Genomic DNA, 25,886 nt, shown 5'->3' on the forward strand with positions numbered 1-25,886 from the left:
AATGGACGGCGACGCGCTGGCGTCCTCCCCCGGCGGCTATCTGCTGGTGCTCGCCGTCCTTGTGCCGGTGATCGGCATGCTGGCGATGCCGGTGATGGGCCTGCTGCGGGGGCGGCACGCGGCGAGCCTCGCCTTCGCGACCATCGCCGTCGGGGTCGCGGTCGCTGGCGCAGTTGGATGGCGCGTCGTGCGCTCGGGCGAAGCGCTGGTCTACGGGATCGGCGGCTGGAGCCCGCCGCTCGGGCTGGTGCTGCGCGCGGACGGGCTCTCGGCGGTGATGATGGCAATGGCGGCGCTGGTGATCGCCCTCGTCGCCCTCTATGCGCGCCCGCAATTCGCGGCGGCGGAGACAGCGCCGGGCGGACGGCGCGCCTTCGGCTTCTGGGCGCTGCTGATGGGGCTGTGGAGCGCGCTGAACCTCGCCTTCGTCGGCGAGGACCTGTTCAACCTGTTCGTGGCGCTGGAGCTGCTGACCTTCGCCGCCGTGCCGCTGGTCTGCCTCGACGGCACGGCGGCGACGCTGGAGGCGGCGCTGCGCTACCTCGTCTTCGCGCTGGTCGGTTCGGTGCTCTACCTGCTCGGCGTGGCGGTGCTCTATGCGCGCTACGGCACGCTCGACATCGGCCTGCTGCACGAGCTGGCCTACCCCGATTTCGCCACCCACGCCGCGATCGCGCTGATGATCGGCGGGCTGATGGCGAAGGCGGCGCTGTTCCCGCTGCATCTGTGGCTGCCGCCGGCCCATGCCGGGGCGCCGGCGCCGGCGAGCGCGGTGCTGTCGGCGCTGGTGGTGAAGGCGCCGTTCTTCATCATCGTGCGGCTGTGGTTCGACGTGCTGCCCGGCGCCTCGCACGAGGCGGCGGCGCGCGCGCTCGCCGTGCTCGGGGCGGCGGCGATCCTGGTGTGCAGCGTGGTGGCGCTGCGCCAGGCGCGGCTGAAGCTGATGATCGCCTATTCGACCGTGGCGCAGGTCGGCTACCTGTTCCTGATGTTCCAGCTCACCATCGAGCCCGGCGTGCCGGCCTGGGCGACCATCGGCTGGACCGGGGGCATGCTGCAGCTCGTCTCGCATGCACTCGCCAAGGCGGCGATGTTCCTTGCCGCCGGGCTGATCGCCGAGGCGCTGGGCCATGACCGCATCGACGAGCTCGCCGGCGCCGGGCGCGCCGTGCCGGTGAGCCTGTTCGCCTTCGGCCTCGCCGGCCTGTCGCTGATGGGGCTTCCGCCGAGCGGCGGGTTCATCGCCAAGCTGCTGCTGCTCAGCGCCGCGACGCTCAGCGGGGCGTGGTGGATCGCGGTGGTGATCAGCTTCGGCGGCCTGCTCGCCGCCGCCTATGTCACGCGGGTGCTCAAGCGCGCGATGGCGCCGCTGCCGGAAGGCATCGTCACCTCGCCGGTGGCGCGCTCGCGCGAGCTGGCGGCGCTCGCCCTCGCGCTGTGCGCGGTCGCGCTCGGTCTGGTGCCGCTCCAGCCCTTCGGCCTGCTCGCCATCGGCCGGGCGGGCGTGGCGCTGCCGTGAGGGGGAGGCGATGACGCTGTCCGGGACCCTGCTCGCCGCCACGCTCGCGACGCCGCTCGCCTTCGCCGCGCTCTGCCTGCTGGCGCCGTTCCGCCGCCGCGTCTTCGCGCTCCTCCCGCTGGCGCCGCTGCCCGGGCTGGCGACCGCGCTGCTCGCGCCCGGCGGATCGCTGCTGCTGGCGCCGGCGCCGCTGCGCCTCGTGCTGGCGCTCGACACGCCGGGCGCGATGCTGCTCGGCGGCGCGTCGCTGCTGTGGAGCTGCGCCGGCCTCTATGCCGGAAGCTACATGGGCGGGCGGGCCGGACGCACCGGCTTCGCGGTGTGGTGGCTGCTGACGCTCGCCGGCAGCCTCGGCGTGTTCATCGTCGCCGACATGACGAGCTTCTACCTGATGTTCTCGCTGGTCAGCCTCGCCGCCTACGGGCTGGTGGCGCATGAGGGCACGCCGGCGGCCGAGCGGGCGGGGCTCGCCTATATGGCGCTGGCGCTGCTCGGCGAGGCGTTCCTGCTGTTCGGCTTCGTGCTGCTGGCGACCGCCGGGCCGAACGGCAATCCGCTGATCGCGGACGCGGTGGCGATGCTCGACGGCTCGCCCTGGCGGGCGGCGACGCTCACCCTCCTGATCCTCGGCTTCGGCCTGAAGATGGGGCTGGTGCCGCTGCACATATGGATGCCGCTGGCGCATCCGGTGGCGCCGATGCCGGCCTCGGCGGTGCTGAGCGGCATCGTCGTCAAGGCGGGCGTGATCGGGCTGATCCGGTTCCTGCCTTTCGACCGGGCGGCGCCGGACTGGGGCACGGCGCTGGCCGCGCTCGGCCTCGTCACCGCCTATTACGGGGTGGGCGTGGGCATCACCCAGCGCAACCTCAAGACCGTGCTGGCCTATTCCACCGTCAGCCAGATGGGGCTCGTCGCCGCCATCATCGGCGCCGGCATGGCGGCCGGCGCGGGGGACGCGACCCGGCTCGCCGCCTATTACGGGCTGCACCACCTGCTGGTGAAGGGCGCGCTGTTCATGGGCGTGGGCGTCGTCGCCGCCACCGGGGCGCGCCGGCGCCCGCTCGTGCTCGGCGTTATGACGGTGATGGCGCTCAGCCTCGCCGGGCTGCCCTTCACCAGCGGCGCGCTCGCCAAATACGCCGCCAAGGCCGTGCTGGGCGAAGGCGCGACGGGTACGCTCGCCACCCTCTCCGCCGCCGGCAGCACGCTGCTGATGCTGCATTTCCTGCGGCTGCTGGCGGCTACCTCGAAGGCGCGACCGCAGGACCGCGCGCCCGTCGGCATGGTGGTGCCCTGGCTGGTGACCGCGTTCGCCTCGTTCGCCGTCGCCTGGGCGCTGTTCCCGCAGGCGACCGGCGGCAGCCTCGCCGGCATGCTGGCGCCCGCGGCGCTGTGGAAGGCGACATGGCCGATCCTGCTGGGCCTTTTGCTGGCGCTCGGCCTTGCCCGCTGGGGCGCGCGGCTGCCGGCGATCCCGGAAGGCGACGTCGCCGTGCTGGCTGAGCGCGCCGGGCCGGCGGTGCGCCGGCTCGGCCATGGGGTCGAGCAGTTCGACGCCGCGATGCGGGCATGGCCGGTGGCGGGGCTGGCGCTGCTCGCCGTCGTGCTGGCGCTGGGCGCGCTGCTCGCTTTGCCGTGAGCCACCCTGCCCCATATCACGGCACCGCCGCGGCGGGCGGGCAGGGAATATGCGGCGCCGCGGCCCTCTGGTCAGGGCGGGGCGGGCGCGATATTGCTCACCTTTGCTCGCGCGTGGCCGGCGGAGGCGGAATGCGTCTGGTCGTTGTTCTGTTGGCCGGCCTGTTGTGCGCCGGATGTTCCGGGCGCCCGGTCGGGGTGCTCACCCCGGTCGAGGCGTCGGTGCCGGAGGCGACCAAGGTCGACATGCTGGTCGCCACCACCCGCGCGCCCTCGACCGACAAGGCGATCCGCTACACCGGCGAGCGCGGCAAGGGCATTTCGCTCAGCGCCTTCACCATCTCGATCCCGCCGGACAGCCGGCGCGAGGTCGGGCAGGTGCAGTGGCCGCGCAGCCTGCCGGCCAATCCGCAGACCGACTTCGCCACCCTCGCGGTGAAGCCGCTCGACGGGGAGAAGGCGGCGCGGAGCTGGCTCGACGGCCACCTGCCGCCCAGCCGGCGGGTGATGATCTTCGTGCACGGCTTCAACAACCGCTTCGAGGATGCGGTCTACCGCTTCGCGCAGATCGTCCACGATTCCGGCTCGGAAGTGGCGCCGGTGCTGTTCACCTGGCCCTCGCGCGCCCGGGTGTTCGACTATCTGTTCGACCGCGAGAGCACCATCTTCTCGCGCGACGCGTTCGAGGAGACGGTCTGGCAGGTGGCGAGCGACCCACGCGTCGAGGACGTGACCATCATGGCCCATTCGATGGGCGCGTGGCTCGCCATGGAGGGGCTGCGGCAGATGGCGATCCGGCGCGGCAAACTGCCGGCGAAGATCAGCAACGTCATCCTCGCCTCGCCCGATGTCGATGTCGACGTGTTCGCCACCCAGTGGCAGGCGCTCAACACGCCGAAGGCTCATTTCACCCTGTTCGTCTCGCGCGACGACCGCGCGCTCCGGGTGTCGCGCCGCATCGCCGGGGGCGTCGACCGGCTGGGGCTGATCGACGCCGACCAGTATTACCGGGAGCTGGAGAAGTCCGGCATCGTGGTGATCGACCTCACCGCCATGCGCAGCGGCGACGCGCTCAACCATGGCCGCTTCGCCTCCTCGCCCGAGGTGGTGCGGCTGATCGGCGAGCGGCTGGTGAACGGGCAGACGGTGACGGATTCGCAGATAAGCCTGGGCGACCGGATCGGCGCGGCGGCGATGGGCGTCGGCCAGACCGTCGGCGGAGCGGCGGGGCTGGCGCTGAGCGCGCCGATCGCCGTCATCGACCCGGCGACGCGCCGCACCTATCAGGGACAGGTGGAGCAGTTCGGCCGGGTGGTGACCGAGAACGCCGACGACCCCGCCGCCGAGTGAGCGCGGGACGGCGTGCCCGCTACCAGCTCCGCACCCAGCGGCCGGGCTCGAACACCCACTGGCCGCGCCGCAGCACCCAGCGCGGGCCGGCATAGGTGAAGCCGCGCCGGTTCTCCTCCCAGTGGCCGGGCTCCCAGACCCAGTTGCGGCGCGCGGTCCAGTTCCAGTGGCCGGGCACCCAGGTGTAGCCCCGGCGCGGCGCCGGGCGCGGCTCGCGGCGCGGCGGGGGAGGGGCCGAGCGCGGCGCGGGAACGCCCTGCGCCTCGGCGCCGGCGAGCGGGAGGACGGCCGCCGGCAGGGCGACGGCGAGGGTGGCGAGGTGTCCGAGCAGCGAGCGGCGTGAGAGCATCGCACGTGTCCTTGAGGGGGGAATGGTGTCCGTAAGCGGCGGCGCGCGGCATGGCGGCCGTCGCGGAAGATGCCGGGGCGGCGTTCGCGTCCCGGGTCGGGCGGGGGAGGCGCCGTCGCGGCGGCGTTCAGAAGCTCCCCGTCACCGAGCCGATGGCGATGACCGCCACCAGCGCCAGTATGGCGCCGACGATGGCGACCATGACGATGTCGAGATAGCTCTGGCGCGGCGTCGCCCCGCAAACCGCGAGCAGTGTGACCACCGCGCCGCTGTGCGGCAGGCTGTCGAGCGTGCCGGCGCTCATCACCGCCACGCGGTGCAGCAGCGCCGGGTCGATGCCGAGTTCGCCGGCCCGCTGCAGATAGGTCGACCCGAGCGCGTCGAGCGCGATGGTGAGCCCGCCCGAGGCCGAGCCGGTGAGCGCGGCGAGGATGTTGGTCGCGACCGCCAGCGAGACGAGCGGCCCGCCGCCGATCGAGAGCACCCAGTCGCGCACCAGCGCGAAGGCGGGCAGCGCGGCGACCACCGCGCCGAAGCCGACCAGGCTCGCCACGCTGAAGATCGGCAGCACCGAGGCGTTGGCGCCCGCGTCCATGGTTTCGCGCAGCTTCGGCAGGCGACGGCGGTTGATCGCCAGCGTGGCGAGGATGGCGACGATCAGCGCCACCGCCACCGACCACACGCCGCTGACCGCCGAGAAGGTGATGCCGCCCCAGCGCTCCTCGCCGAGGAAGGCGAAGTCGAGCCGAGGCAGGATGACGAAGGACATCAGCAGGTTGACCACGATCACCAGCGCCAGCGGCAGGGCGGCGAGGGCGATGGAGGGCCGCTCAGCGCTGAGATGGCCGTGGGCGATCTCGGCCGGGTCGAATTCGCGCGCCGTGGTGGCGCGCTCACGCAGCACCGTGTCGTCCAGCGCCGCGTTCACCGAGGCCGCGCTCGCGCCGAACCCCTCGCCGGCGCGGCGCGCGCCCGCTTCGGCGCGCGAGAGCCACCACAGGCCGAAGCCGAGCATGATCGCCGAGGCGATGATGCCGAGCCCCGGCGCGGCGAAGGGCGTGGTGCCGAAGAACGGCATCGGGATGGCGTTCTGGATCGCCGGCGTGCCGGGCAGCGCCATCATGGTGAAGGTGAAGGTGCCGAGCGCGATCGCCGGCGGCATCAGCCGGCGCGGAATGTCGGCGGCGCGGAACAGCGCCTCGGCCATCGGCGCCAGCACGAACAGGGCGACGAACAGGCTGACGCCGCCATAGGTGACGATGGCGCCGGCCAGCACCACGGCGAGGATGGCGCGCTGCGCGCCGAGCGTGCCGGTCATGAACTCGGCGATGGCGGTGACCGAGCCGCTGTCCTCCATCAGCTTGCCGAACAGCGCGCCGAGCAGGAACAGCGGGAAGAACTGGCCGACGAAGCTCGCCGCGCTGCCCATGAAGGTCTGGGTCCAGTTGGCAAGCAGCGGCTCGCCGGACAGGAAGGCGGCGATCAGCGCCGCCAGCGGCGCCAGCAGCAGGACGCTCCAGCCGCGATAGGCGAACCAGATGAGCAGGCCGAGGCCGAGGAGGATGCCGAGGAGGCCCATCGCTCACACCCCTTCCAGCAAGATGTCGAGATCGACCGAGGAGCGCTTGCCGATATTGTCGGCGTCGGCCGCGAGGAAGGCGTCGGCGGCCTTGCGCCCCTCGTCGCGCAGCATGGAGAGGAACTCCCATTCGGCGTTGAGCTTGGAGGAGTAGCCGAGCGTGCCCATGATGTCGTTGCGCACCAGGTGGATGCGCATGCGCGCCCATTGCGCGCCCTCGCTATTGCCCGGATCGGCGACCTGGCGCAGCAGCGCGATCATGCGCAGCTCCTTGAGCAGCGCCGAGTTGAACGAGACCTCGTTGAGCCTGTTGAGGATCTCGGCCGCCGTGCGCGGCGTGCCCGCCCGCTCGATCGGGTTGATCGGCACCAGGATGGTGTCGTCCGATTCAAGGTCGCGCACCAGCGGGGTCATGGTCGGGTTGCCGGCATAGCCGCCGTCCCAGTAGCTCTCGCCGTCGATCTCCACCGCCTGGAACAGGGTCGGCAGGCAGGCCGAGGCGAGCAGCACGTCGGGCGTGATCTCGGCGTTGCGGAACACCCGTCCGCGTCCGGTCCGCACATTGGTGGCGGTGATGAAGAGCTTCACCGGCGAGGTCTTCAGCCGCTCGAAGTCGATCGCCTTCTCCAGCACCGCGCGCAGCGGGTTGGTGCCGGCGGGGTTGAGGTCGTAGGGCGAATAGAGCCGCGACATCAGGTCCATGGCGAGGAACAGCGGCGAGTGGTCGAGCGTCCAGCGCCCGAGCAGCACGTCGAGCGGCCCGCGCCGGAACGGGCTGAAGCGGGCGGCGTCGGCTACGTGGCGCCAGTAGGCGTCGAGCGCGGCGCGCGCGCCCGCCGCGCCGCCGGCGGCATAGCCGTCGGCCATCACCGCCGCGTTCATCGCCCCGGCCGAGGTGCCGGAGACGCCGTCGATACGCAGCCATTCCTCCTCCAGCAGGCGGTCGATCACGCCCCAGGTGAAGGCGCCATGCGCGCCCCCGCCCTGCAGCGCGAGGTCGACCAGCACCGGCGCGCGCGGCCCCTTGCCGGCGGGCGAAGGCGTGTCCTGCGCGCTGGCGTCTGGCGCGGCGGCGTCCTGTGCGGCGGGCGCGTCGGCGGTCGCTGTTCGGGATGGGGAGCGGCCGGCCCGGGAGGGGCGGCGCGGCGGGGTCGCAGGCGTCTGGCGCGGCATCGGATCGGCCTCCCGGACAGGGTTGCGCCACGGTATCGCCGCGCATGCTGCATCGCAACATGATTCAAGCAACGGGCGCTTCGCGTGGTCGTCCTCGCCGCCCGTCCGCCCACGCCGATCGCGTGCGACCAGTCGAACCGCGAGATTCCATCATGAAACACCGCAGGGTTTGCAACATTCATGACGGTCGCCGCCAGCGCGTTATCGCGTACAACCGCCACTTTGGGATGCGCGGCACAGGATCAGGATTTCACGACAACTTGGGAAAGCTGGCAGGCGGCCGGGAGCCGCGCGGCGCTTCTTCGCCCGTGCGCGCCGCCCGGGCGGGGGCGAGCCGCGGGGCCGGTCTCCCTTTTCCACCTGCCGCGCGTGTGGTTCAATGAAACCGGTACACTCTTTCCGATCGGGGCGGCATGCCGGTAACGCCGCGGGCACTCCCGCCTGACAGTTCCACGACGCTGGACGCGCCCGTTGCGCACCAGGACGAAGCGCACCCGGCCGCCGCGCGGCGCAGGCGGGCGCTTGCCGGGGTCATGCTTTGCAACGTGCTGGAGTGGTACGACTTCGTCATCTACGGGCTGCTCGCGCTCTACCTGTCGCGCGCCTTCTTCCCCGAGGAATCGCCGCACACCGCGCTGCTCGCGACGCTGGCGGTGTTCGGCGTCAGCTTCGTGATGCGCCCGCTCGGCGGGCTCGTGCTCGGCGGGTTCGGCGACAGCCGGGGGCGCAAGCCGGCGCTGCTGCTGGCGGCGGGGCTGATGGCGGCCGGCACGCTGGCGATCGGCCTCATCCCCTCCCATGAGCGGATCGGGCCGCTGGCGCCGGTGCTGCTGCTGGCGGCGCGGATGGTGCAGGGTTTCTCCGCCGGCGGGGAGTGGGGCATCGCCAACGCCTTCCTGCTCGAATCCGCGCCGGAGGGCCGCCGCGGCTTTTCCACCAGCTTCCTGTCGGTGTCGGTGGCGCTCGGCAGCGGGCTCGCCAGCGCCGTCGCCGCGCTGCTGGCGGGGACGCTGCCGGCGGAGAGCCTGGCGGCGGGCGGGTGGAGGTTCGCCTTCGTGCTCGGCGGCGCGCTGGGGGTGGTCGCGCTGTGGCTGCGCACCGGCATCGACGAGACCCCGGCCTATCGCCGCGCGAGGGCGCCGGCGGCCGCGCCGCTGCTTCAGCGGGTCGGCCGGCCGGGGCTGACGCTGTTCGGCTTCACCATGCACTGGACGGTCTGCTACTACATCTTCCTCGTCTACATGCCGCTGTTCACCCAGCAGCACGCCGGGCTGAGCGCGGCCGAGGCGACCTGGTCGAACACGATCTGCACCGCCGCCATCGTCCTGCTGGTGCCGCTGGTCGGCCGGCTGTCGGACCGCTACGGGCGGCGGCCGTTCCTTGCCGCCTCGTGCCTTCTGGTGCTGGTGGCCGTGGTGCCGGCGCTGTGGAGCATTCTCGCCTTTCCGAGCTTCGCGCTGGTGGTCGGCGTCCAGCTTCTGTTCGGCGTCGCCATCGCGCTCTATTCGGGGCCGGGCCCCGCCGTCGCCGCCGAACTGTTCGCCACTTCCGACCGCTCGCGCTGGTCGTCGGTCGCCTATGCGGTGGCGGCGGCGCTGTTCGGCGGCTTCGCGCCGTTCATCGCCGTGTGGCTGACGCAGGTGGTGGACGACCCGCTGGCGCCGGCCGGCTATGTAATCGCCGCCGCGCTGACCAGCCTCGCGGTGATCCGGCACATGCCGGAGACGGCGCACATGCCGATCCGCTGACGTCGATCCTGTCCGCCGCCTCAGGCGCGCTCGTCTCCCTTCGCGCGGCGGCGGGGCGGGGCGTCGGCGGGCGCGGGGGCGCGGCCGTAATGGGCCTGATAGGCGCGCGCGAAGCTCGAATAGCCTTCATAGCCCACGCGCCGGGCGACCTCGCTGATGGAGAGCGCGCCCTCGTGCAGCAGCTCCTGCGCCCGTTCCATACGGCGCATCTGCGCATAGGCGTGGGGCGTGACGCCGAACAGCGCGCGAAAGCCGGAGGTGAGCTCGTTGCGGTTCAGCCCGACCCGCAGGGCGAGCTGCTCGATGGTCGGCGGCGCGCCGATCTCACGGCGGTAGATCTCGGCCGCGCTCTCGATCGCCTCGGCCCGCGCCCGCTCGCCCAGCAGGCGCGGCGCCGCGCGCGGCTGGAGCCGGTTGAGCTGGGCGACCACGTCGCAGATGATCTCCACCGTCTTGGCGCCGACGAAGATGCCGCGCAGCGGCTCGCCATAGCGGCAGGAGAGAAGCTGGTCGACGAGGCCGATGCCGAGCGGGGAGAGCGGCAGCGTCAGCACCTCCGGCGTTCCCTCGCGCGACAGGAAGATCGGCCGGTAGGCGGGTGGCACGCGCTCAAGGTTGAGCCGGTAGTGCTCGACGAAATGCCGGCGCTCGCAGACGATGAGCACGCCGCGCAACCGCGTCCCTTCCTCGGTGTCGGAGACCGAGAGCGGGGTATTGCTGATGTGCATCAGATGCGGGCTGACGAGGTCCATGCGCTGGCCGATCCAGCGATTGTAGCGCCCGGCGATGGTAGCCTGGATGCAGACGAGGTCCGCCCGCTCCATGCGCAGGCTGTAGGGCTGCCCGGCCTCGAAGTTCAGCAGGTGCAGGAGCGTGAAGTCGTCGATGCGGCGGTAGCCGTGCTCGTGGGCGCGGAAAACGTCCGCGACCGGGCCAAGCACCTCGGCCGAGCGCACGAACTCGCCGACCCCGAGCCCGGAGCGCACGGCGCGGAAGTCCAGTTCCAGCCTGCGTCGCTCGTCCATCGGCCCCTGCGTCGCCTTCCGCACCGCCCTGCCGCCGCGCGGCTGCGCAGGGCGTGAATCCGCCCTTGGCGCGGTGCCCGGCATTATTGCGCTTCTTCACCGGCTATATCCAGTCGTCACGCCCCTCTGGAACCCGGCGCGGGCGCGTGCGAGCGCGTACCGACGACGAAGGTCCGATCCGGCCTTCGCGGCAGCCAGCGGTCGACCGAAGCTCGTGCATCCGATCCTGTTCGCAACCACGGACCTGCGCCCGGACGACCAGTTCGAGGCGTTCCGCGCCGCCTATGAGCCGATCAAGGACATACGGCCGGTCGCCGGCGACGATGGCGCGTTCGACGTCTCGCAGCGGATCTGGCCGCTCGGCAAGCTCGTCCTCACCAGCACCACCCTGCCGGGCCGGGGGCACGCGCTGCGCTGGCAGCACTGGGAGCGGGCGGTTCTCGACCACTGGTACGTGATCCTGCCCTGCCGCTTCGTCGAAGGGCAGGCGGTGCACCGTGAGCCGGCGATGCGCCCGCGCATCCATTCGCTGGCGCGCCCGCTCGCCGCGCAGATGCCCGATGACGGCGCGCTCGCGCTCTACATTCCGCGCGACCTGTTCGCCTCCTCCATGCTCGATGAAATGCTGGACGTGCCGCTCGAGGGCGCCGCCGGGGCGCTGCTCGCCGACATGATGCTGGCGCTCGACCGGCGGCTGCCCGAGCTCGACCCGGCCGGGCTCGACCATGTGGTGGAGGCACTGCGCTGCTTCGTCGCCGCCTGCGCGAGCCCGTCCGCCGACCGGCGCGCGGCGGCGCAGGCGCCGATCGACCTCGCCCTGCTGGAGCGGGCGCGGCGGCTGATCCGCCGCCGGCTGGCCGAGCTCGACCTCTCCCCGGACGCGATCTGCCGCGAGCTCGGCGTGTCGCGCTCGCGGCTCTACCGGCTGTTCGAGCCGCTCGGCGGCATATCGAGCTATGTGCGCCGCCAGCGCCTCATGCAGACCCGCCACGCCCTGCTCGACACGGCGGACGGGCGGCCGATCAACCGCATCGCCGAGCAGTGGGGCTTCGCCGACGCCTCGGTGTTCAGCCGCTCGTTCCGGCAGGAGTTCGGGCTGTCGCCGAAGGCGGCGCGCGAGGCGGGGCGGATCGGCATCCTGCCGCCGGGCGGGGGTCGCGGTGCCGGCCTCGCCAGCGCCGACATGCCGAGCCTCGCCGACCTGCTGCGCATGCTCGTCGCCTAGGCGGCGACGTAAATTTCCGGGCGCGGTCCGATAATTCCGCAGGGTAATTATCAGAATCGAACTAATCGGCCGTATGTTGATTGCATGCGATCTCTGGTACTAATTATTCCAGATCTTCTCGCAATTGCAGCATGAAGAACGGCGTGACAATGGCGTAAATTGGGATTACAGGCAAACAATTGGGATGCGTCACCCATTTCTTGTGATTGCCGCTGGTCTATAGGTGGATCGACCACGCTCCTTCCTTGCCGAACGAGGCGCACATGGCCGATCCTTCGGCGGACAAGCTGCCGCTCCCCACCCTCACCGCCATGGTCGTCGGCTCGATGGTCGGGGCCGGCATCTTCAACCTGCCGGGCCGCTTCGCCACCGCGACGGGGCCGTTCGGCGCCATCATCGCCTGGGCGATCGCGGGCACCGGCATGTACATGCTGGCGCGGGTGTTCCAGGCGCTGGCGGAGAAGCGGCCGGACATCGATTCCGGCGTGTTCGCCTACGCCAAGGCCGGCTTCGGCGACTATATGGGCTTCCTGTCGGCCTTCGGCTACTGGCTGGGAAGCTGCCTCGGCAACGTGTTCTACTGGGTGCTGATCTCCTCGACGCTGGGCCGCTTCTTCCCGGGCCTCTTCGGCGACGGCACCTCGGCGACAGCGATCATCGTCTCGCTGGCGGGCATCTGGGCCTTCCATTTCATGATCCTGCGCGGGGTCGAGCAGGCGACCTTCATCAACACCATCGTCACCATCGCCAAGATCGTGCCGATCATCGTCGCGATCCTCGCCTTCATCTATTTCTTCAACTACGCCCAGTTCTCCGAGAACTTCTTCGGCGGCGTCGGCATGCCGGAGAAGACGCTGGTGGCGCAGGTGCGCGACACCATGCTGATCACGGTATTCGTGTTCCTCGGCATCGAGGGAGCGAGCGTGTATTCGCGCTACGCCAAGCGGCGCGCCGACGTCGGTACCGCCACCATCCTCGGCTTCGTCGCCGTCACCGGGCTGATGGTGGCGATCACGCTGCTGCCCTACGCGACCGCCCCGCGCGCGGACATCGCCGGCGTCGCCAACCCCTCGCTCGCCGGCGCGCTGGAACTGGTGGTCGGCCACTGGGGCGCGGTGTTCATCTCCATCGGCGTGCTGGTCTCGGTGCTCGGCGCCTATCTCGCCTGGTCGCTGATCTGCGCCGAGGTGCTGTTCGCCGCCGCGCGGTCCAACGACATGCCGCGGCTGTTCGCGGCCCAGAACGGCAACCGCGTGCCGGCCAACGCGCTGTGGCTGACCAATATCGTGGTCTCGCTGTTCGTGATCTCGACCTACTGGTCGCGCGACGCCTTCAACGTCATGCTCGACATGACGAGCGTCACCGCGCTGCTGCCCTATCTGCTGGTCGCCGGCTACGGCGTGCTGCTGGCGCGCAGCGGCGTCGGCTACGAGACGACGCCGGGCGAGCGCGGCCGCGATCAGGTCTTCGCCTGGATCGCGGTGGTCTACACGCTGTTCATGTTCGTCGCCGCCGGCCTCAAATACGTGCTGCTGGTGACCGTGCTCTTCGTGCCCGGCACGGTGCTCTACGTCTGGGCCCGTCGCGAGCAGCGGGCGCGGCTGTTCACGCCGGTCGAGCTCGCCGTGTTCGCCGTCACCCTGCTCGGCGGCGCCATCGGCGCCTATGGCCTCGCGACCGGCCTCATTACTCCCTGACATCAGGACGGATCAGGAGCCTTCACTATGGAAACCCCCTTCGGCGTGCATTCGGAGGTCGGCCAGCTCCGCAAGGTCATGGTCTGCGCCCCCGGCCGCGCCCACCAGCGCCTGACCCCGAGCAATTGCGACGCGCTGCTGTTCGACGACGTGCTGTGGGTCGACGTCGCCAAGCGCGACCATTTCGACTTCACAACCAAGATGCGCGACCGCGGCATCGAGGTGGTGGAGATGCACAACCTCCTCACCGAGACGGTGGCGATCCCCGAGGCCAAGGCGTGGATCCTCGACCATCAGGTGGTGCCGAACCAGATCGGGCTCGGCTTCGTCGACGAGGTGCGCTCCTATCTCGAGGGCCTGCCGAACCGCCAGCTCGCCGAGACGCTGATCGGCGGGCTGTCGACCTACGAGTTTCCCGACACCATCGGCGGGGAGACACTGGCGCTGATCCGCGACGCGGCCGGCGTGAGCGAATATCTGCTGCCGCCGCTGCCCAACACGCTCTACACCCGCGACACCACCTGCTGGATCTATGGCGGGGTGACGCTGAACCCGCTCTACTGGCCGGCGCGGCACGAGGAGACCATCCTCACCACCTCGATCTACAAGTTCCACCCCGACTTCGCCGGCAAGGTGAATGTGTGGTGGGGCGACCCCACGCAGGACTGGGGCCTCGCCACGCTTGAGGGCGGCGACGTGATGCCGATCGGCAAGGGCAACGTGCTCATCGGCATGAGCGAGCGCACCTCGCGCCAGGCGATCAGCCAGCTCGCCGGGGCGCTGTTCGAGAAGGGGGCGGCCGAGCGCGTCATCATCGCCGCCATGCCGAAGCTGCGCGCGGCGATGCATCTCGACACGGTGTTCACCTTCGCCGACCGCGACTGCGTGCTGCTCTATCCCGACATCGTCGACAAGATCGAGTGCTTCTCCTATCGGCCGGACGGCAATGGCGGGATCGAGCTGTCGAAGGACAAGGGCCTGGTCGAGACGGTGCGCGAGGCGCTCGGGCTCAACCAGATCCGCGTGGTCGAGACCGGCGGCAACGACTACATGCGCGAGCGCACGCAGTGGGATTCCGGCGCCAACCTCGTCTGCGCCGCGCCGGGCGTGGTGTTCGCCTATGACCGCAACACCTACGCCAACACGCTGCTCCGCAAGGCCGGCATCGAGGTCATCACCATCGACGGCTCCGAGCTTGGCCGCGGGCGCGGCGGCGGCCACTGCATGACCTGCCCGATCATCCGCGACCCGGTCGACTACTGAGCGCGGCGGCGCTCTCCCATTGCCGGAGGGGGCGCATGCGGTGGAAAACCGGCGGCGGGGGTGCGTCGGCGCGTCGTCGCGCTATGCTTGATGGCGTCCACGGCGCCACGCCCGGCGCGATTCCCCGCCGACCCGCCGCGCGGCCACCTTCGCCGCAGGGCGGGACGGCCGCGCCCGATCCCCCGCTCCAGAGGTCCCGATGAAGGAGCCCTCCCGGCAGAGCTTCGCCCTCCCGACCCTGACCGCCATGGTGGTCGGCTCCATGGTCGGGGCGGGGATCTTCTCGTTGCCGCAGACCTTCGGGCGCGTCACCGGCGGGCTCGGCGCGCTGGTCGCCTGGGCCATCGCGGGCGGCGGGATGCTGATGCTCGCCTTCGTGTTCCAGACGCTGGCGCGGCGCAAGCCGGAGCTCGATTCCGGCGTCTATGCCTATGCCAAGGCGGGGTTCGGCAACTATCCCGGCTTCCTCTCGGCGCTCGGCTACTGGACCGTCTGCTGCCTCGGCAACGTGTCCTACTGGGTGCTGATCAAGTCGACGCTCGGCGCGCTTTTCCCGATCTTCGGCGACGGCAACACGGTGGCCGCGGTGGCGGTCTCCTCGGTCGGCGTATGGACCGTGCATTTCATGATCCTGCGCGGGGTGAAGCAGGCGGCCGGCCTCAACACCATCGTCACCGTGGCGAAGATCATCCCGATCCTCGTCTTCCTGGTGTTCGTCGGCTTCGGCTTCAAGGCGGACGTCTTCGCCGCCAATTTCCTCGGCGGGCCGGGGCTGGAAGGCGAGGGGCTGTTCACGCAGGTGCGCGGCACGATGCTGGTGACGGTGTTCGTATTCGTCGGCATCGAGGGGGCGAGCGTCTATTCGCGCTTTGCGCGCCGGCGCGAGGATGTCGGGCTCGCCACGCTGCTCGGTTTCCTCGGCGTGCTGTGCCTTCTGGTGATGGTGACGATGCTGTCCTACGGCGTGCTGCTGCGCCCCGATCTCGCGGCGCTGCGCAACCCGTCCATGGCCGGCGTGCTGCAGGCGGTGGTCGGGCGCTGGGGCGCGGTGTTCGTCAGCATCGGGCTGATCGTCTCGGTGCTCGGCGCCTATCTCGCCTGGTCGCTGCTCGCCGCCGAGGTGCTGTTCTCGGCGGCGCGGATGGAGAGCATGCCGGCCTTCCTCTCGGCCGAGAACCGCAACCGCGTGCCCTTCGCCGCGCTGTGGCTGACCAACATCCTCATCCAGCTTTTCCTGGTGATGACGCTGTTCGCCGAACAGGCGTTCCTGCTGGCGCTGAAGCTCACCTCCTCCATGATCCTGCTGCCCTACCTGCTGGTCGCGGCCTATGCGCTGAAGCTCGCCTGGAGCGGGGAGAGCTACGAGCTGAAACCGCGCGGACGGCGGGTCGATCTGGTGCGGGCGGGGCTGGCGACGCTCTACGCCGCCGGGCTGGTCTATGCCGGCGGGCTGAAGTTCCTGCTGCTGTCGCTGGTGATCTATGCGCCCGGCACGGCACTGTTCGCGATCGCGCAGAAGGAGCGCGGCCACGCGGTGTTCACGCCGGCGGAGCTGCTGCTGTTCGGCGCGGTGGCGGCGGGCGCGGTGCTCGGCCTGTACGGGCTGGTGACGGGGCGCATCACCATCTGAGCGCGGGCCTCACGTCGGCTCGTGCCCCGCCGTCCCCTCGCGCCGGGCGAACTGGCGGGCCGCCCATTCGAGGAATACCCGCACCCGGGGCGAGAGCTGGCGGCTGCGCGGATAGAGCAGCGAGACCGGCGCGGAGGGCGGCGGCGTGTCTTCGAGCAGGGGGACCAGCGCCCCGCTCGCGAGGTCGTGCTCGATGTGGAAGCGCGGAACCTGGGCGAGGCCGAGCCCGAGCTTCACGCCGAGCAGGTAGCTTTCCGGCCCGGTGACGGAGAAGGGCGCCTTCATCTCCACCCGCCGCAGCCCGCCCTCGACCTGGAACTCGACCGGCGTCAGGTTGCCGGTGCTGAGCCGGCGGATGCCGACGAGGCGATGGTTCGCCAGATCGTCAATGCTCGCCGGGATGCCGTAGCGGGCGAGATAGCCCGGCGTGGCGCAGGTGACGCGCTCGAGCATCGCGACGCGCCGCGCGACGAGGTCGCTGTCGGGCAGCGCGCCGTAGCGCAGCACGCAGTCGACGCCCTCCTGCACCGGGTCGACCCAGTGGTCGCGCTCGCTCATGCTCAGCTCGATGCGCGGATGGCGGGCGAAGAAATCGGGCAGCGTCGGCATCAGGAAATGCCGCGCCAGCGTTCCCTGCACGTCGACGCGCAGCATGCCGGTCGGCTCGGCGCCGCCGAAGGCGCCCTCCGCATCCTCGATGTCGTCGAGAATGGCGAGGCAGCGGCGATAATAGGCCTCGCCGTCGAGGGTCGGGCGCACGGCGCGGGTGGTGCGCTGGAGCAGCCGCACGCCCAGCCGCTCCTCCATCTGCCGGATCACGGTGGTGGCGGTGGAGCGCGGCACGCCGGTGTCGTGCGCGGCCTCGGTGAAACTGCGCCGCTCCACGATGCGGGTGAAGAGGCGCATGGCGTCGAGCCGGTCCATGGATCGATTGTTCGTTCATATTGAACAGTAATGGCGATCCTAGCCCGATTATCTTCAACCCGCCAGATGGCGCATCAGGCGCGTCGCCACGGTGGCGGCAGCAAGAGGAGAAGCACCATGTCGAACGAGAACAGGGTGGCCCTGGTGACCGGCGCGTCCCGGGGCATCGGCGCGGCCATCGCCGAGCGGCTGGCCGCCGACGGCCATACGGTGGTGATCAACTATGCCGGCCGGGCCGGGGAGGCCGAGGCGCTGGCGGCGAAGATCGAGAAGGCCGGCGGGCACGCGCTGACCGCGCAGGCCGACGTCAGCGATCCGCAGGCGGTGGCGCGCATGTGGGACGCGGCGGAAGCCGCGTTCGGCGGCGTCGACGTGCTGGTCAACAATGCCGGCGTCATGCGCCTCGCCACGCTCGCCGAGGCCGACGACGCGCTGGTCGACAGCCAGATCGCCATCAACCTCAAGGGCCCGATCAACACGATGCGGCTCGCCGCGCGGCGGCTGCGCGAGGGCGGGCGGATCATCAACCTGTCCTCCAGCGTCGTCGGCCTCTACCAGCCGACCTATGGCGTCTATGCCGCCACCAAGGCCGGCATCGAGGCGCTGACGCATGTGCTCGCCCGCGAGCTGCGCGGGCGCAACATCACCGTCAACGCGGTCGCGCCCGGGCCCACCGCCACGGCGCTGTTCCTCGACGGCAAGCCGCAGCAGGCGGTCGATGCGCTGGCGAAGCTCGCCCCGCTGGAACGGCTCGGCGAGCCGGAGGACATCGCCAATACGGTCGCCTTCCTCGCCGGCCCCGATGGCGGCTGGATCAACGGGCAGGTGCTGCGCGCCAATGGCGGGATCATCTGATCCTGCCCGCGCCGTCCCCCGCTCAACCCCACGATTTCAGGATCGGAAAGGCATGACGCCATGTCGAAACAGATCATTCTCATCACCGGCGCCTCCAGCGGCTTCGGCCGCCTGACGACTGAAGCGCTCGGCCGCGCCGGCCACACCGTCTACGCCTCGATGCGCGACGTCGCCGGCCGCAATGCCGCCAATGCGGCCGAACTCGCCGCCCTGCCGGGCACCGACATCCGCCCGGTCGAACTCGACGTCCAGTCCGGGCCGTCGACCGAGGCCGCGGTGGCGCGCATCATCGCCGAGGCCGGGCGGATCGACGTGCTGGTGCACAATGCCGGGCACATGATGTTCGGCCCGGCCGAGAGCTTCACGCCCGAGCAATATGCCCAGCAGTACGACGTCAACGTGCTCGGCACGCAGCGCGTCAACCGGGCGGCGCTGCCGCATATGCGCGCCGCCGGGCAGGGGCTGCTGGTCTGGGTGTCGAGCTCCAGCTCGGCGGGCGGCACGCCGCCCTATCTGGCGCCCTATTTCGCCGCCAAGGCGGCAATGGACGCGCTCGCCGTGCAATATGCGCGCGAGCTCGCCCGCTGGGGCATCGAGACCACGATCGTGGTGCCGGGCGCCTTCACCAGGGGCACCAACCACTTCGCCCATTCCGGCCGGCCGGCGGACGAGGCGCGGCTCGCGGATTACGAGGCCGGGCCCTACAAGGGCTTCGGCGAGCAGGTGCAGCAGGCCTTCGCCGCCATCGTGCCGGAAGACGCGGATGCGGGCGGAGTCGCGCGGCGGATCGTCGAGGTGGTGGATGCGCCGTTCGGCACGCGCCCGTTCCGGGTCCATTACGACCCGACCGGGGATGGCGCGGATGTGGGCTTCGCGGTGCTCGACCGGCTGCGCGCCGAGATGCTGCACCGGGTCGGCCTTGCCGACCTGCTGAAGCCGGCCCGGCGCGGCTGACCGGCCGCCGCCGGCGGCGAGGCCGCTATTCGGCGGGCACGGTTCCGGCCCCGGTGCCCGCCTCGGCCCGGCTCGCCAGCCAGGTCTGGAACCGGGCGAGGTAGAGATAGACCACCGGCGTCGTGTAGAGCGTCAGCACCTGGCTGAGCGCGAGGCCGCCGACCATGGCGTAACCGAGCGGCTGGCGCAGCTCCGCGCCCGTGCCGCTTCCCAGCATCAGCGGCACGCCGGCGAGCAGCGCCGCCATGGTCGTCATCAGGATCGGGCGGAAGCGCAGCCGGCAGGCCTCGGCGATCGCCTGCTCCGGCCCCAATCCCCGCTCGCGTTCGGCGGCGATGGCGAAGTCGACCATCATGATGCCGTTCTTCTTCACGATGCCGATCAGCAGGATGATGCCGATGATGCCGATCACCGACAGGTCGAAGCCGCCGCCCCACAGCGCCAGCAGCGCGCCGACGCCGGCCGAGGGCAGGGTCGACAGGATTGTCAGCGGGTGGATGTAGCTCTCATAGAGCACGCCGAGGATGATGTAGACGGCGAACAGCGCGGCGGCGATCAGCGCCGGCTCGCTCGCCAGCGCGCTCTGGAACACCTGCGCGCTGCCCTGGAAGCTGCCGCCGATTGTGGAGGGCGCGCCGAGCTCGGCCGAGGCGGCGTTGATGGCGGCGACCGCCTCGCCGAGCGAGACGCCGGGCTTCAGGTTGAAGGACAGCGTCACCGCCGGGAACTGCGCCTGGTGCGAGACCGAGAGCGGGCCCACCGCCTTGGCGTCGAGGGTGACGAGGGTGGAGAGCGGGATCGCCTGCCCGGTGGTCGGCGACTTCACATAGATCTCGTCCAGCGTGCCGATGTGCTTCTGCTGCTCGGGCGTCGCCTCGATGATGACGGAGTAGGAATCGAGCTGGGTGAAGTACTGCGTCGCCTGTCGCTGGCCGAAGGCGTCGTTCAGCGTGGCGTCGATCACCGCGGGCTGGATGCCGAAGCGGGCGGCGCGGTCGCGGTCGATGGTGATCTTGACCTGCGGCGCGCTGCCCTGCTGGTCGCTGGTGACGTCGGTCAGCTCGGGGATCTGGCGCAGCTTGGCCAGCAGCTTGGGCGCCCATTCGTCGAGCTCGGCGAGGTCGACGTCGGTCAGCGTGTACTGGTACTGCGCGCGCGAGATGCGCCCGCCGACATTGATGTCCTGCGCCGGCTGCAGGAACACCGCCGCGCCGGTGACCTGCTGCAACTTCGGGCGCAGCCGGTTGATGACCTGCAGCGCCGAGGCGTCGCGCTGGTCGCGCGGCTTCAGGGCGATGAAGAAGCGCCCGGTGTTCGAGGTCTTCGCCCCGCCGGCACCGAGCACCGAGCCGAAGGCGGCCACCGCCGGGTCCTTGGCGATCACCGCGCCGAGCGCCTGCTGCACGCGCTTCATCTCGTCGGGCGAGATGTCCTGCGCCGCCTCGGAGAGGCCGGTGATAACGCCGATGTCCTGGGTCGGGAAGAAGCCCTTGGGCACCACCACGAACAGCCAGCCAGTGAGCGCGATGGTGGTGAAGAACACCATCAGCGTGAAGAAGCGCCAGCGCAGCGCGAGGGCGAGCGTGCGCTCGTAGAAGCCGAGCAGCCCGTCGAAGCCCGCCTCGACGAAGCGGTAGACCCGGCCATGGGTGTGGCGCGGGGGCTTGAGGAAGCGCGAGCACAGCATCGGCGTCAGCGTCAGCGAGACCAGCGCCGAGACCGCGATGGCGGCGGTGACGGTGAGCGAGAACTCGCGGAACAGCCGGCCGACGATGCCGCCCATCAGCAGCAGCGGGATGAACACCGCCACCAGCGAGATGCTGATCGACAGCACGGTGAAGCCGATCTCGCGCGCGCCCTTCAGCGCCGCCGGATAGGCCGCCTCGCCCTCCTCCATGTGGCGCACGATGTTCTCGACCACCACGATGGCGTCGTCGACCACGAAGCCGACGGCGATGGTGAGCGCCATCAGCGACAGGTTGTCGAGGCTGAAGCCGAGCGCGTACATCACCGCCGCGCTGCCGGCGAGCGAGATCGGCACCACCACCGCCGGGATCAGTGTCGCGCGGATGTTGCGCAGGAACAGCAGGATCACCATCACCACCAGCGCGATGGTCAGGATCAGCGTGAACTGCACATCCTCGACCGAGGCGCGGATGGTGGTGGTGCGGTCGACGATGGTGTCGATGGTGATGCCGGCGGGGATGATGCCGTCGAGCTTGGGCAGCGTCGCCTTGATGGCGTCGACGGTCTCGATGACGTTGGCGCCCGGCTGCTTGAACACCAGCAGCACCACCGCCCGCTTGTCGGTGCTCCAGGCGGCGACGTCGACATTCTCCGGGCCCTCCACCGCATGGCCGACGTCGCGCACGCGGATCGGCGCGCCGTTGCGGTAGGCGAGGATCACATCGTCATAGTCCGACGCCTTCACGATCTGGTCGTTGGCGGCGATGGTGAAGCTGCGCACCGCGCCGTTGATCGCGCCCTTGGCCGCCTGTGCGGTGGAATCGGCGAGCGTGGAACGCACGTCCTCGAAGGTCAGCCCGCTGGCGGCGAGCCGCGCCGGGTCGAGCTGCACCCGCACTGCCGGCTTCTGCTCGCCGCCGATGATGACCTGCGCCACGCCCTGCACCTGCGACAGGCGCTGGGCCAGCACGTTGTCGGCGAAATCATCCACCGCCGTGATCGGCATGGTATCGGAGCGCGCAGCGAGGATCATGATCGGCGCGTCGGCCGGGTTCACCTTGCGGTAGCTCGGCGGGGTGGAGAGATCGTCGGGAAGCTGGCGCTGGGCGGCGGTGATGGCTGCCTGCACGTCCTGCGCGGCGGCGTCGATGTCGCGGTCGAGCGCGAATTGCAGCGTGATCGAGGTCGACCCCAGCGTCGAGGTCGAGGTCATCTGGGTGATGCCGGCGATCTGGCCGAAGCGCCGCTCCAGCGGCGAGGCGACGGCGGAGGCCATGGTGTCCGGGCTGGCGCCGGGCAGGCTCGCCGAGACCTGGATGGTGGGGAAGTCGACCTGCGGCAGCGGCGCCACCGGCAACAGCTGGTAGGCGATGACGCCGAGCACCGCCAGCGCCGCCATCAGCAGCGAGGTGGCGATGGGACGCTGAATGAAGGGGGCCGAGATGTTCATGGCTGGGCGCTCACGGCGCCGCCGGGGCGGCGGCCGAGGATAATTCCTCCTTCGGCCCGGCGTCGGTCGCGGCCACATGCGCGTTCGGGCGCAGCCGGTACTGGCCGTCGGTGACGACGCGCTCGCCTTCCGTCAGCCCCTTCTCGACCTTGGCGAAGCCGCGCGCGACCTGGCTGGTCTCGATCGGCCGCACGGTCGCCTTGTCGCCGGTGTCGATGACCCAGGCGAACAGCCCGTCCGGCCCGCGCTGCACCGCGGCCACCGGGACCGCGAGCACGTCCTTCAGCTTGTCGACGGTGAGGTCGACATGCACGAAGGCGCCCGGCCACAGGCGTTCGTCCTGGTTGGTGAAGATCGCCTTGAGCCGCAGCGTGCCGGTGCTGGTGTCGATCTGGTTGTCGACCACGGCGAGCGTGCCGGTGCCGAGCGCGCTGCCGTCCTCGCCGCGGGCGACGACGGTGAGCGGGCCCTTCGCCATCGCCCGCTGCACCGCGCCGAGGTTCTTCTCCGGCAGGGTGAAGACCACCGCCACCGGCTTCAGCGTGGTGAGCACGGCGATCGGCGTGCTGTCGGTGGCGTGGACGATGTTGCCGGCGTCGACCTGGCGGATGCCCATGTGCCCGTCGGCCGGGGCGGTGATGGTCATGTAGCCGAGCGTGGTCTGCGCGCTGCGGATGGCGGCGTCGTCGGCGGAAATGGTCGCCTTGAGCTGGTCGACCGTCGCCTGCTGCTGGTCGAGCTGCTGCTTGCTGGCGAAGTCCTTCTGCGCGAGCTCGGTGTAGCGGTTGAGGTCGGCCTCGGCGCCGCGCAGCTGCGCGGTGTCCTTCTCCTTGGTCGCCTGTGCCTGGCCGAGCGAAGCCTCGGCGAGGCGCGGGTCGAGCTTGGCGAGCACGTCGCCGGCCTTGACGTCCTGGCCCTCGGTGAAGTCGACCGATTGCAGCGTGCCGTCGACGCGGGCGTGGATGTTGATGGTCTGCGAGGCCTGGACCGTGCCGAGGCCGCTCAGCACCACCGGCATGTCGCGGCGGGCGACGGTGGCCACCGTGACCGGGACCGGCGCCGCCTGCCGGACGGTGGCGGGGTTCGGGGCGGCGGCGCGTGCGGCGCTCTCGCGCCAGACGAAGAAGCCGGCGCCCAGCACGGCGAGGCCGACGAGCAGCAGCAGCGAGCGGACGATCGCTCGACCGCGCGAAGGGGAGTCATCTCTTGCCGACATTAGGGGACCGTGTTCGCCGCTGACGATGCATGATGTTGCCCAGCAACCCTGTCATAGTCACATTAATTCGCGTTCACATGGGCTACGTTGGGGCAGGTCACGCGGCGGGGAAATCTTGCCTTTCCGCGCGGCATTACCTCAGCTTTCGAACGCCCTGAAGCGGCTGATCTCCAGCCCGTTGCCGACCGGCACCGGCAGGCTCGCCATGTCGGGCGGGCCGCGCACCGCGTCGAGATAGGCGGCGACGTCCCGCCGTCCCGGGCGGATATTGTCGGCGACGATGATGGCGCCGGGATTGAGCTTGGGGGCGAACGCCTCGAGGGCCGGCAAATAGAGCTGGTTGGGCAGGTCGAGCAGGACGAAGTCGAGCCCCGCCGGCAGGTCGCCGATCATCTCCACCGCGTCGCCGACGCGGAACTCGACATGCTCGGCAAGGCCCGCCTTTGCCGACATCTCGCGGGCGAAGGCGGATTTGTAGTCCTTCGCCTCCATCGTCACGAGCCGGCCGCCGGAGGCGCGCGCGGCCTCGGCCAGCCAGATGCCGGAATAGCCGTAGGAGGTGCCGAGCTCGAGGATGGCCGGCGCGCTCAGGCTGCGCGCCAGCAGGTTGATGAAGCGGCCGGTCTGCGGGCCGACGGCGAGCAGCCGGCGGTCGATCCCGTCCTCGGCAGGGCGGGGCGCATGGCCCCGCCGCTCCCGTTCGCGCTCGTCCTGCTCGCGTCGGATCATCTCGTGATAGACGTCGAGGACGGCGTCGATCCTGTCGTCCATCAGCTCTGCTCGATGGTTTGCGCCGCGGTGTTGAGGGCATCGGCGATGGTGCCGGCGGCGGCCTCGTCGATATCGCCGCGCCGCAGGCGGTGGCGCAGCGCGCGCTTCAGTGAGTCCATGCCCTCGATCACCGGGGCCGGCACGTCGCCGTGCCGGGAGCCGGGGCCGGCGCCGCCGATGCGCGCCAGCAGGGCGTCGAGCGCGGCGCGGTTGGCGGTGAGGAAGGCGGTGCCCTCCTCGGTCGGGCCGTAGCGCTTGCGCCCTCCCTCCTCGGCGGCGATGCGGGCATAGCCCATGTCCTCCAGCCAGGACAGGGTGGGGTAGATCACGCCCGGGCTCGGGCTGTAGCTGCCGCCCATCCGCGCCTCGATGGCGCGCATCAGCTCGTAGCCGTGGCGCGGCTGCTCGGCGAGCATGTCCAGCGTCAGCAGCCGCAGCTCGCCATAGTTGAAGGCCCGGTCGCCGCCATGGCGCCGGCGGCCGTGGCCGTGACGCTCCGGGCGGTGATGTTCGGCGTCAGGCCCCTCGGGGCCGCCAGGGCCGCGCCCGTGGCGCCCTTCGCCGTGACGGTCGTGACCGTGTTCGTGATGACCGTGTTCGTGATGACCGTGTTCGTGATGACCGTGTTCGTGGGGGCCGTGCCCGCGATGGCGGCCGCGGCGGTGGTGCGGTTCGTGGGAAGGGTGATCGTCGTGTTCGTTGTCGGTGTGTTTCATGCGACGGGATATATATCTCGATATATCGTAAATCAAGATATATCGAGATATGCCGCTTCAGTCGCCCCGCTCCGGCGCGACCAGAGCGCGGAAAAGGCTGGCGGCCGCTGGATTTGCGCGAGGCGCGGAGCTTGCGCCGGAAAAAGTTTCGGGGGCGTCCAGCGCCCCCGAATGTCGTCGTCGTCCGCGAACATGCCGCCCATCAGGCGTCGGGCATGACGGTGTGGTTGGCCATCATCTCCAGCGCCTTGACCAGCGCCGAGTGATCCCACGCCGCCCCGCCATTGGCCGCGCAGGCCGAGAACAGCTGCTGCGCCACCGCGGTCGCGGGAAGCGCCATCTGCAGCTGGCGCGCCCCGTTCAGCGCCAGGTTCAGGTCCTTCTGGTGCAGCTCGATCCGGAAGCCGGGGTCGAAGGTCCGCTTCACCATCCGCTCGCCATGCACCTCGAGGATCCGCGAATTGGCGAAGCCCCCCATCAGCGCCTGGCGCACCTTGGCCGGGTCCGCCCCCGCCTTGGAGGCGAACAGCAGCGCCTCGCCCACCGCCTGGATGGTCAGCGCCACGATGATCTGGTTCGCCACCTTGGTGGTCTGACCGTCGCCGTTGCCGCCCACCAGCGTGATGTTCTTGCCCATCTTCTCGAACAGCGGCTTCACCGTCTCGAACGCCTTGTCCGGCCCGCCTACCATGATGGTCAGCGAGGCCGCCTTGGCCCCGACCTCGCCGCCCGACACCGGCGCGTCGAGATAGTCGCAGCCGAGCGCGTTGACCTTCTTCGCGTATTCCTTGGTCTCGACCGGGGCGATCGACGACATGTCGACCACGATCTTGCCCGCCGACAGGCCGGCGGCGATGCCGCCCTCGCCGAACAGCGCCGCCCCCACATGCGGGGTGTCGGGCACCATGATGATGATGATGTCGGCGTTCGACGCCACCTCGGTCCCGTTGGCGCAGGCGATGCCGCCCTTGCCTGTCAGGTCCGCCGGGACCGGCTTGATGTCGTACAGATAAAGCGTGTGGCCCGCGTCGATCAGGTGACCCGCCATCGGCGCGCCCATGATCCCGAGACCTACAAATCCAACCTTCGCCATCGTTTCGTCCTCGCTTTCCTGCGTG

At 70.7% G+C, this 25,886-nt stretch carries 21 protein-coding genes; 11 read left to right on the forward strand and 10 right to left on the reverse strand.

What is annotated here, in order from left to right; all coding sequences use genetic code 11:
- Nucleotide 1: 1 nt before the first annotated feature.
- From NVS83_RS12380 to NVS83_RS12390, 3 genes are all read left to right on the forward strand, one after another.
- Complete coding sequence (locus NVS83_RS12380; RefSeq protein ID WP_258739570.1) at nucleotides 2-1,519, forward strand: complex I subunit 5 family protein; 1,518 nt, start codon at nucleotides 2-4, stop codon at nucleotides 1,517-1,519.
- Nucleotides 1,520-1,529: 10 nt separating this feature from the next.
- Nucleotides 1,530-3,158, forward strand: coding sequence for a complex I subunit 5 family protein (locus tag NVS83_RS12385; RefSeq protein ID WP_258739571.1), 1,629 nt, complete (start codon nucleotides 1,530-1,532; stop codon nucleotides 3,156-3,158).
- Between the two features lie 131 nt (nucleotides 3,159-3,289).
- A complete protein-coding gene (locus NVS83_RS12390) occupies nucleotides 3,290-4,507 on the forward strand; it encodes an alpha/beta hydrolase (RefSeq protein WP_258732685.1) in 1,218 nt (405 codons plus the stop codon).
- A gap of 19 nt (nucleotides 4,508-4,526) precedes the next feature.
- Here the strand turns inward: NVS83_RS12390 and NVS83_RS12395 are convergent, their stop codons facing one another.
- From NVS83_RS12395 to NVS83_RS12405, 3 genes are all read right to left on the reverse strand, one after another.
- Complete coding sequence (locus NVS83_RS12395; RefSeq protein ID WP_258739572.1) at nucleotides 4,527-4,856, reverse strand: hypothetical protein; 330 nt, start codon at nucleotides 4,854-4,856, stop codon at nucleotides 4,527-4,529.
- Nucleotides 4,857-4,983: 127 nt separating this feature from the next.
- Nucleotides 4,984-6,435: a GntP family permease gene (locus tag NVS83_RS12400; RefSeq protein WP_258739573.1), complete on the reverse strand. Its 1,452-nt coding sequence runs from the start codon at nucleotides 6,433-6,435 to the stop codon at nucleotides 4,984-4,986.
- 3 nt (nucleotides 6,436-6,438) lie between these two features.
- On the reverse strand, nucleotides 6,439-7,608 hold the full coding sequence (locus tag NVS83_RS12405) for a patatin-like phospholipase family protein (protein ID WP_258739574.1): 1,170 nt from the start codon (nucleotides 7,606-7,608) through the stop codon (nucleotides 6,439-6,441).
- Nucleotides 7,609-8,141: 533 nt separating this feature from the next.
- Between NVS83_RS12405 and NVS83_RS12410 the strand changes: the two genes are divergently transcribed.
- Complete coding sequence (locus NVS83_RS12410) at nucleotides 8,142-9,356, forward strand: MFS transporter (protein WP_258739576.1); 1,215 nt, start codon at nucleotides 8,142-8,144, stop codon at nucleotides 9,354-9,356.
- Between the two features lie 20 nt (nucleotides 9,357-9,376).
- Here the strand turns inward: NVS83_RS12410 and NVS83_RS12415 are convergent, their stop codons facing one another.
- A complete protein-coding gene (locus tag NVS83_RS12415; RefSeq protein ID WP_258739577.1) occupies nucleotides 9,377-10,381 on the reverse strand; it encodes a helix-turn-helix transcriptional regulator in 1,005 nt (334 codons plus the stop codon).
- 214 nt (nucleotides 10,382-10,595) lie between these two features.
- Here NVS83_RS12415 and NVS83_RS12420 point away from each other — a divergent pair, with 214 nt between their 5' ends.
- The 4 genes from NVS83_RS12420 to NVS83_RS12435 all read left to right on the forward strand — a co-directional run bounded on the left by NVS83_RS12420 (nucleotide 10,596) and on the right by NVS83_RS12435 (nucleotide 16,196).
- Nucleotides 10,596-11,606, forward strand: a complete 1,011-nt coding sequence (locus NVS83_RS12420; RefSeq protein ID WP_258739578.1) for a helix-turn-helix transcriptional regulator — start codon at nucleotides 10,596-10,598, stop codon at nucleotides 11,604-11,606.
- Nucleotides 11,607-11,869: 263 nt separating this feature from the next.
- A complete protein-coding gene (locus NVS83_RS12425) occupies nucleotides 11,870-13,303 on the forward strand; it encodes a basic amino acid/polyamine antiporter (RefSeq protein ID WP_258739579.1) in 1,434 nt (477 codons plus the stop codon).
- A 27-nt stretch (nucleotides 13,304-13,330) separates the two neighbouring features.
- Complete coding sequence (locus tag NVS83_RS12430; protein WP_258739580.1) at nucleotides 13,331-14,566, forward strand: arginine deiminase; 1,236 nt, start codon at nucleotides 13,331-13,333, stop codon at nucleotides 14,564-14,566.
- Nucleotides 14,567-14,765: 199 nt separating this feature from the next.
- Nucleotides 14,766-16,196 (forward strand): basic amino acid/polyamine antiporter, encoded by a 1,431-nt coding sequence (locus tag NVS83_RS12435; protein ID WP_258739581.1) that lies wholly within the window; start codon nucleotides 14,766-14,768, stop codon nucleotides 16,194-16,196.
- A 9-nt stretch (nucleotides 16,197-16,205) separates the two neighbouring features.
- On the opposite strand, the gene NVS83_RS12440 is transcribed toward NVS83_RS12435, so the two are convergent.
- Nucleotides 16,206-17,120, reverse strand: a complete 915-nt coding sequence (locus tag NVS83_RS12440) for a LysR family transcriptional regulator (RefSeq protein ID WP_258739582.1) — start codon at nucleotides 17,118-17,120, stop codon at nucleotides 16,206-16,208.
- A gap of 117 nt (nucleotides 17,121-17,237) precedes the next feature.
- Here NVS83_RS12440 and NVS83_RS12445 point away from each other — a divergent pair, with 117 nt between their 5' ends.
- On the forward strand, nucleotides 17,238-17,975 hold the full coding sequence (locus NVS83_RS12445; protein WP_258739583.1) for an SDR family oxidoreductase: 738 nt from the start codon (nucleotides 17,238-17,240) through the stop codon (nucleotides 17,973-17,975).
- A 60-nt stretch (nucleotides 17,976-18,035) separates the two neighbouring features.
- A complete protein-coding gene (locus NVS83_RS12450; protein ID WP_258739584.1) occupies nucleotides 18,036-18,929 on the forward strand; it encodes an SDR family NAD(P)-dependent oxidoreductase in 894 nt (297 codons plus the stop codon).
- Between the two features lie 25 nt (nucleotides 18,930-18,954).
- On the opposite strand, the gene NVS83_RS12455 is transcribed toward NVS83_RS12450, so the two are convergent.
- The 4 genes from NVS83_RS12455 to NVS83_RS12470 form a co-directional block, all read right to left on the reverse strand.
- Nucleotides 18,955-22,065 carry a multidrug efflux RND transporter permease subunit gene (locus tag NVS83_RS12455; RefSeq protein WP_258739585.1) on the reverse strand — a complete coding sequence of 1,037 codons (3,111 nt, stop codon included), beginning with the start codon at nucleotides 22,063-22,065 and terminating at the stop codon, nucleotides 18,955-18,957.
- Between the two features lie 10 nt (nucleotides 22,066-22,075).
- On the reverse strand, nucleotides 22,076-23,281 hold the full coding sequence (locus NVS83_RS12460) for an efflux RND transporter periplasmic adaptor subunit (RefSeq protein ID WP_258739586.1): 1,206 nt from the start codon (nucleotides 23,279-23,281) through the stop codon (nucleotides 22,076-22,078).
- Between the two features lie 138 nt (nucleotides 23,282-23,419).
- Entirely contained in the window at nucleotides 23,420-24,052 is a 633-nt protein-coding gene (locus tag NVS83_RS12465) for an O-methyltransferase (protein ID WP_258739587.1), read from the reverse strand.
- Nucleotides 24,052-24,468, reverse strand: a complete 417-nt coding sequence (locus NVS83_RS12470; protein WP_258739588.1) for a PadR family transcriptional regulator — start codon at nucleotides 24,466-24,468, stop codon at nucleotides 24,052-24,054. Before NVS83_RS12470 ends, NVS83_RS12465 begins: the two co-directional genes overlap by 1 nt.
- Between NVS83_RS12470 and NVS83_RS12475 the strand changes: the two genes are divergently transcribed.
- Nucleotides 24,445-24,987: a hypothetical protein gene (locus NVS83_RS12475; protein ID WP_258739589.1), complete on the forward strand. Its 543-nt coding sequence runs from the start codon at nucleotides 24,445-24,447 to the stop codon at nucleotides 24,985-24,987. The genes NVS83_RS12470 and NVS83_RS12475 overlap by 24 nt on opposite strands.
- Here NVS83_RS12475 and NVS83_RS12480 read toward each other — a convergent pair.
- Nucleotides 24,971-25,861, reverse strand: a complete 891-nt coding sequence (locus tag NVS83_RS12480) for a 2-hydroxy-3-oxopropionate reductase (RefSeq protein WP_258735094.1) — start codon at nucleotides 25,859-25,861, stop codon at nucleotides 24,971-24,973. The genes NVS83_RS12475 and NVS83_RS12480 overlap by 17 nt on opposite strands.
- Nucleotides 25,862-25,886: the final 25 nt, after the last annotated feature.

The sequence above is a fragment of the Ancylobacter mangrovi genome (genome assembly GCF_024752335.1).
Lineage (GTDB): Bacteria > Pseudomonadota > Alphaproteobacteria > Rhizobiales > Xanthobacteraceae > Ancylobacter > Ancylobacter mangrovi.

What these genes read in the sequence shown, in the direction of transcription:
- NVS83_RS12380 (WP_258739570.1), top strand. Translation starts at nt 2, where the DNA reads ATGGACGGCGACGCGCTGGCGTCCTCCCCCGGCGGCTATCTGCTGGTG.
- NVS83_RS12385 (WP_258739571.1), top strand. Translation starts at nt 1,530, where the DNA reads ATGACGCTGTCCGGGACCCTGCTCGCCGCCACGCTCGCGACGCCGCTC.
- NVS83_RS12390 (WP_258732685.1), top strand. Translation starts at nt 3,290, where the DNA reads ATGCGTCTGGTCGTTGTTCTGTTGGCCGGCCTGTTGTGCGCCGGATGT.
- NVS83_RS12395 (WP_258739572.1), bottom strand. Translation starts at nt 4,856, where the DNA reads ATGCTCTCACGCCGCTCGCTGCTCGGACACCTCGCCACCCTCGCCGTC.
- NVS83_RS12400 (WP_258739573.1), bottom strand. Translation starts at nt 6,435, where the DNA reads ATGGGCCTCCTCGGCATCCTCCTCGGCCTCGGCCTGCTCATCTGGTTC.
- NVS83_RS12405 (WP_258739574.1), bottom strand. Translation starts at nt 7,608, where the DNA reads ATGCCGCGCCAGACGCCTGCGACCCCGCCGCGCCGCCCCTCCCGGGCC.
- NVS83_RS12410 (WP_258739576.1), top strand. Translation starts at nt 8,142, where the DNA reads ATGCTTTGCAACGTGCTGGAGTGGTACGACTTCGTCATCTACGGGCTG.
- NVS83_RS12415 (WP_258739577.1), bottom strand. Translation starts at nt 10,381, where the DNA reads ATGGACGAGCGACGCAGGCTGGAACTGGACTTCCGCGCCGTGCGCTCC.
- NVS83_RS12425 (WP_258739579.1), top strand. Translation starts at nt 11,870, where the DNA reads ATGGCCGATCCTTCGGCGGACAAGCTGCCGCTCCCCACCCTCACCGCC.
- NVS83_RS12430 (WP_258739580.1), top strand. Translation starts at nt 13,331, where the DNA reads ATGGAAACCCCCTTCGGCGTGCATTCGGAGGTCGGCCAGCTCCGCAAG.
- NVS83_RS12435 (WP_258739581.1), top strand. Translation starts at nt 14,766, where the DNA reads ATGAAGGAGCCCTCCCGGCAGAGCTTCGCCCTCCCGACCCTGACCGCC.
- NVS83_RS12440 (WP_258739582.1), bottom strand. Translation starts at nt 17,120, where the DNA reads ATGGACCGGCTCGACGCCATGCGCCTCTTCACCCGCATCGTGGAGCGG.
- NVS83_RS12445 (WP_258739583.1), top strand. Translation starts at nt 17,238, where the DNA reads ATGTCGAACGAGAACAGGGTGGCCCTGGTGACCGGCGCGTCCCGGGGC.
- NVS83_RS12450 (WP_258739584.1), top strand. Translation starts at nt 18,036, where the DNA reads ATGTCGAAACAGATCATTCTCATCACCGGCGCCTCCAGCGGCTTCGGC.
- NVS83_RS12455 (WP_258739585.1), bottom strand. Translation starts at nt 22,065, where the DNA reads ATGAACATCTCGGCCCCCTTCATTCAGCGTCCCATCGCCACCTCGCTG.
- NVS83_RS12460 (WP_258739586.1), bottom strand. Translation starts at nt 23,281, where the DNA reads ATGTCGGCAAGAGATGACTCCCCTTCGCGCGGTCGAGCGATCGTCCGC.
- NVS83_RS12465 (WP_258739587.1), bottom strand. Translation starts at nt 24,052, where the DNA reads ATGGACGACAGGATCGACGCCGTCCTCGACGTCTATCACGAGATGATC.
- NVS83_RS12470 (WP_258739588.1), bottom strand. Translation starts at nt 24,468, where the DNA reads ATGCTCGCCGAGCAGCCGCGCCACGGCTACGAGCTGATGCGCGCCATC.
- NVS83_RS12480 (WP_258735094.1), bottom strand. Translation starts at nt 25,861, where the DNA reads ATGGCGAAGGTTGGATTTGTAGGTCTCGGGATCATGGGCGCGCCGATG.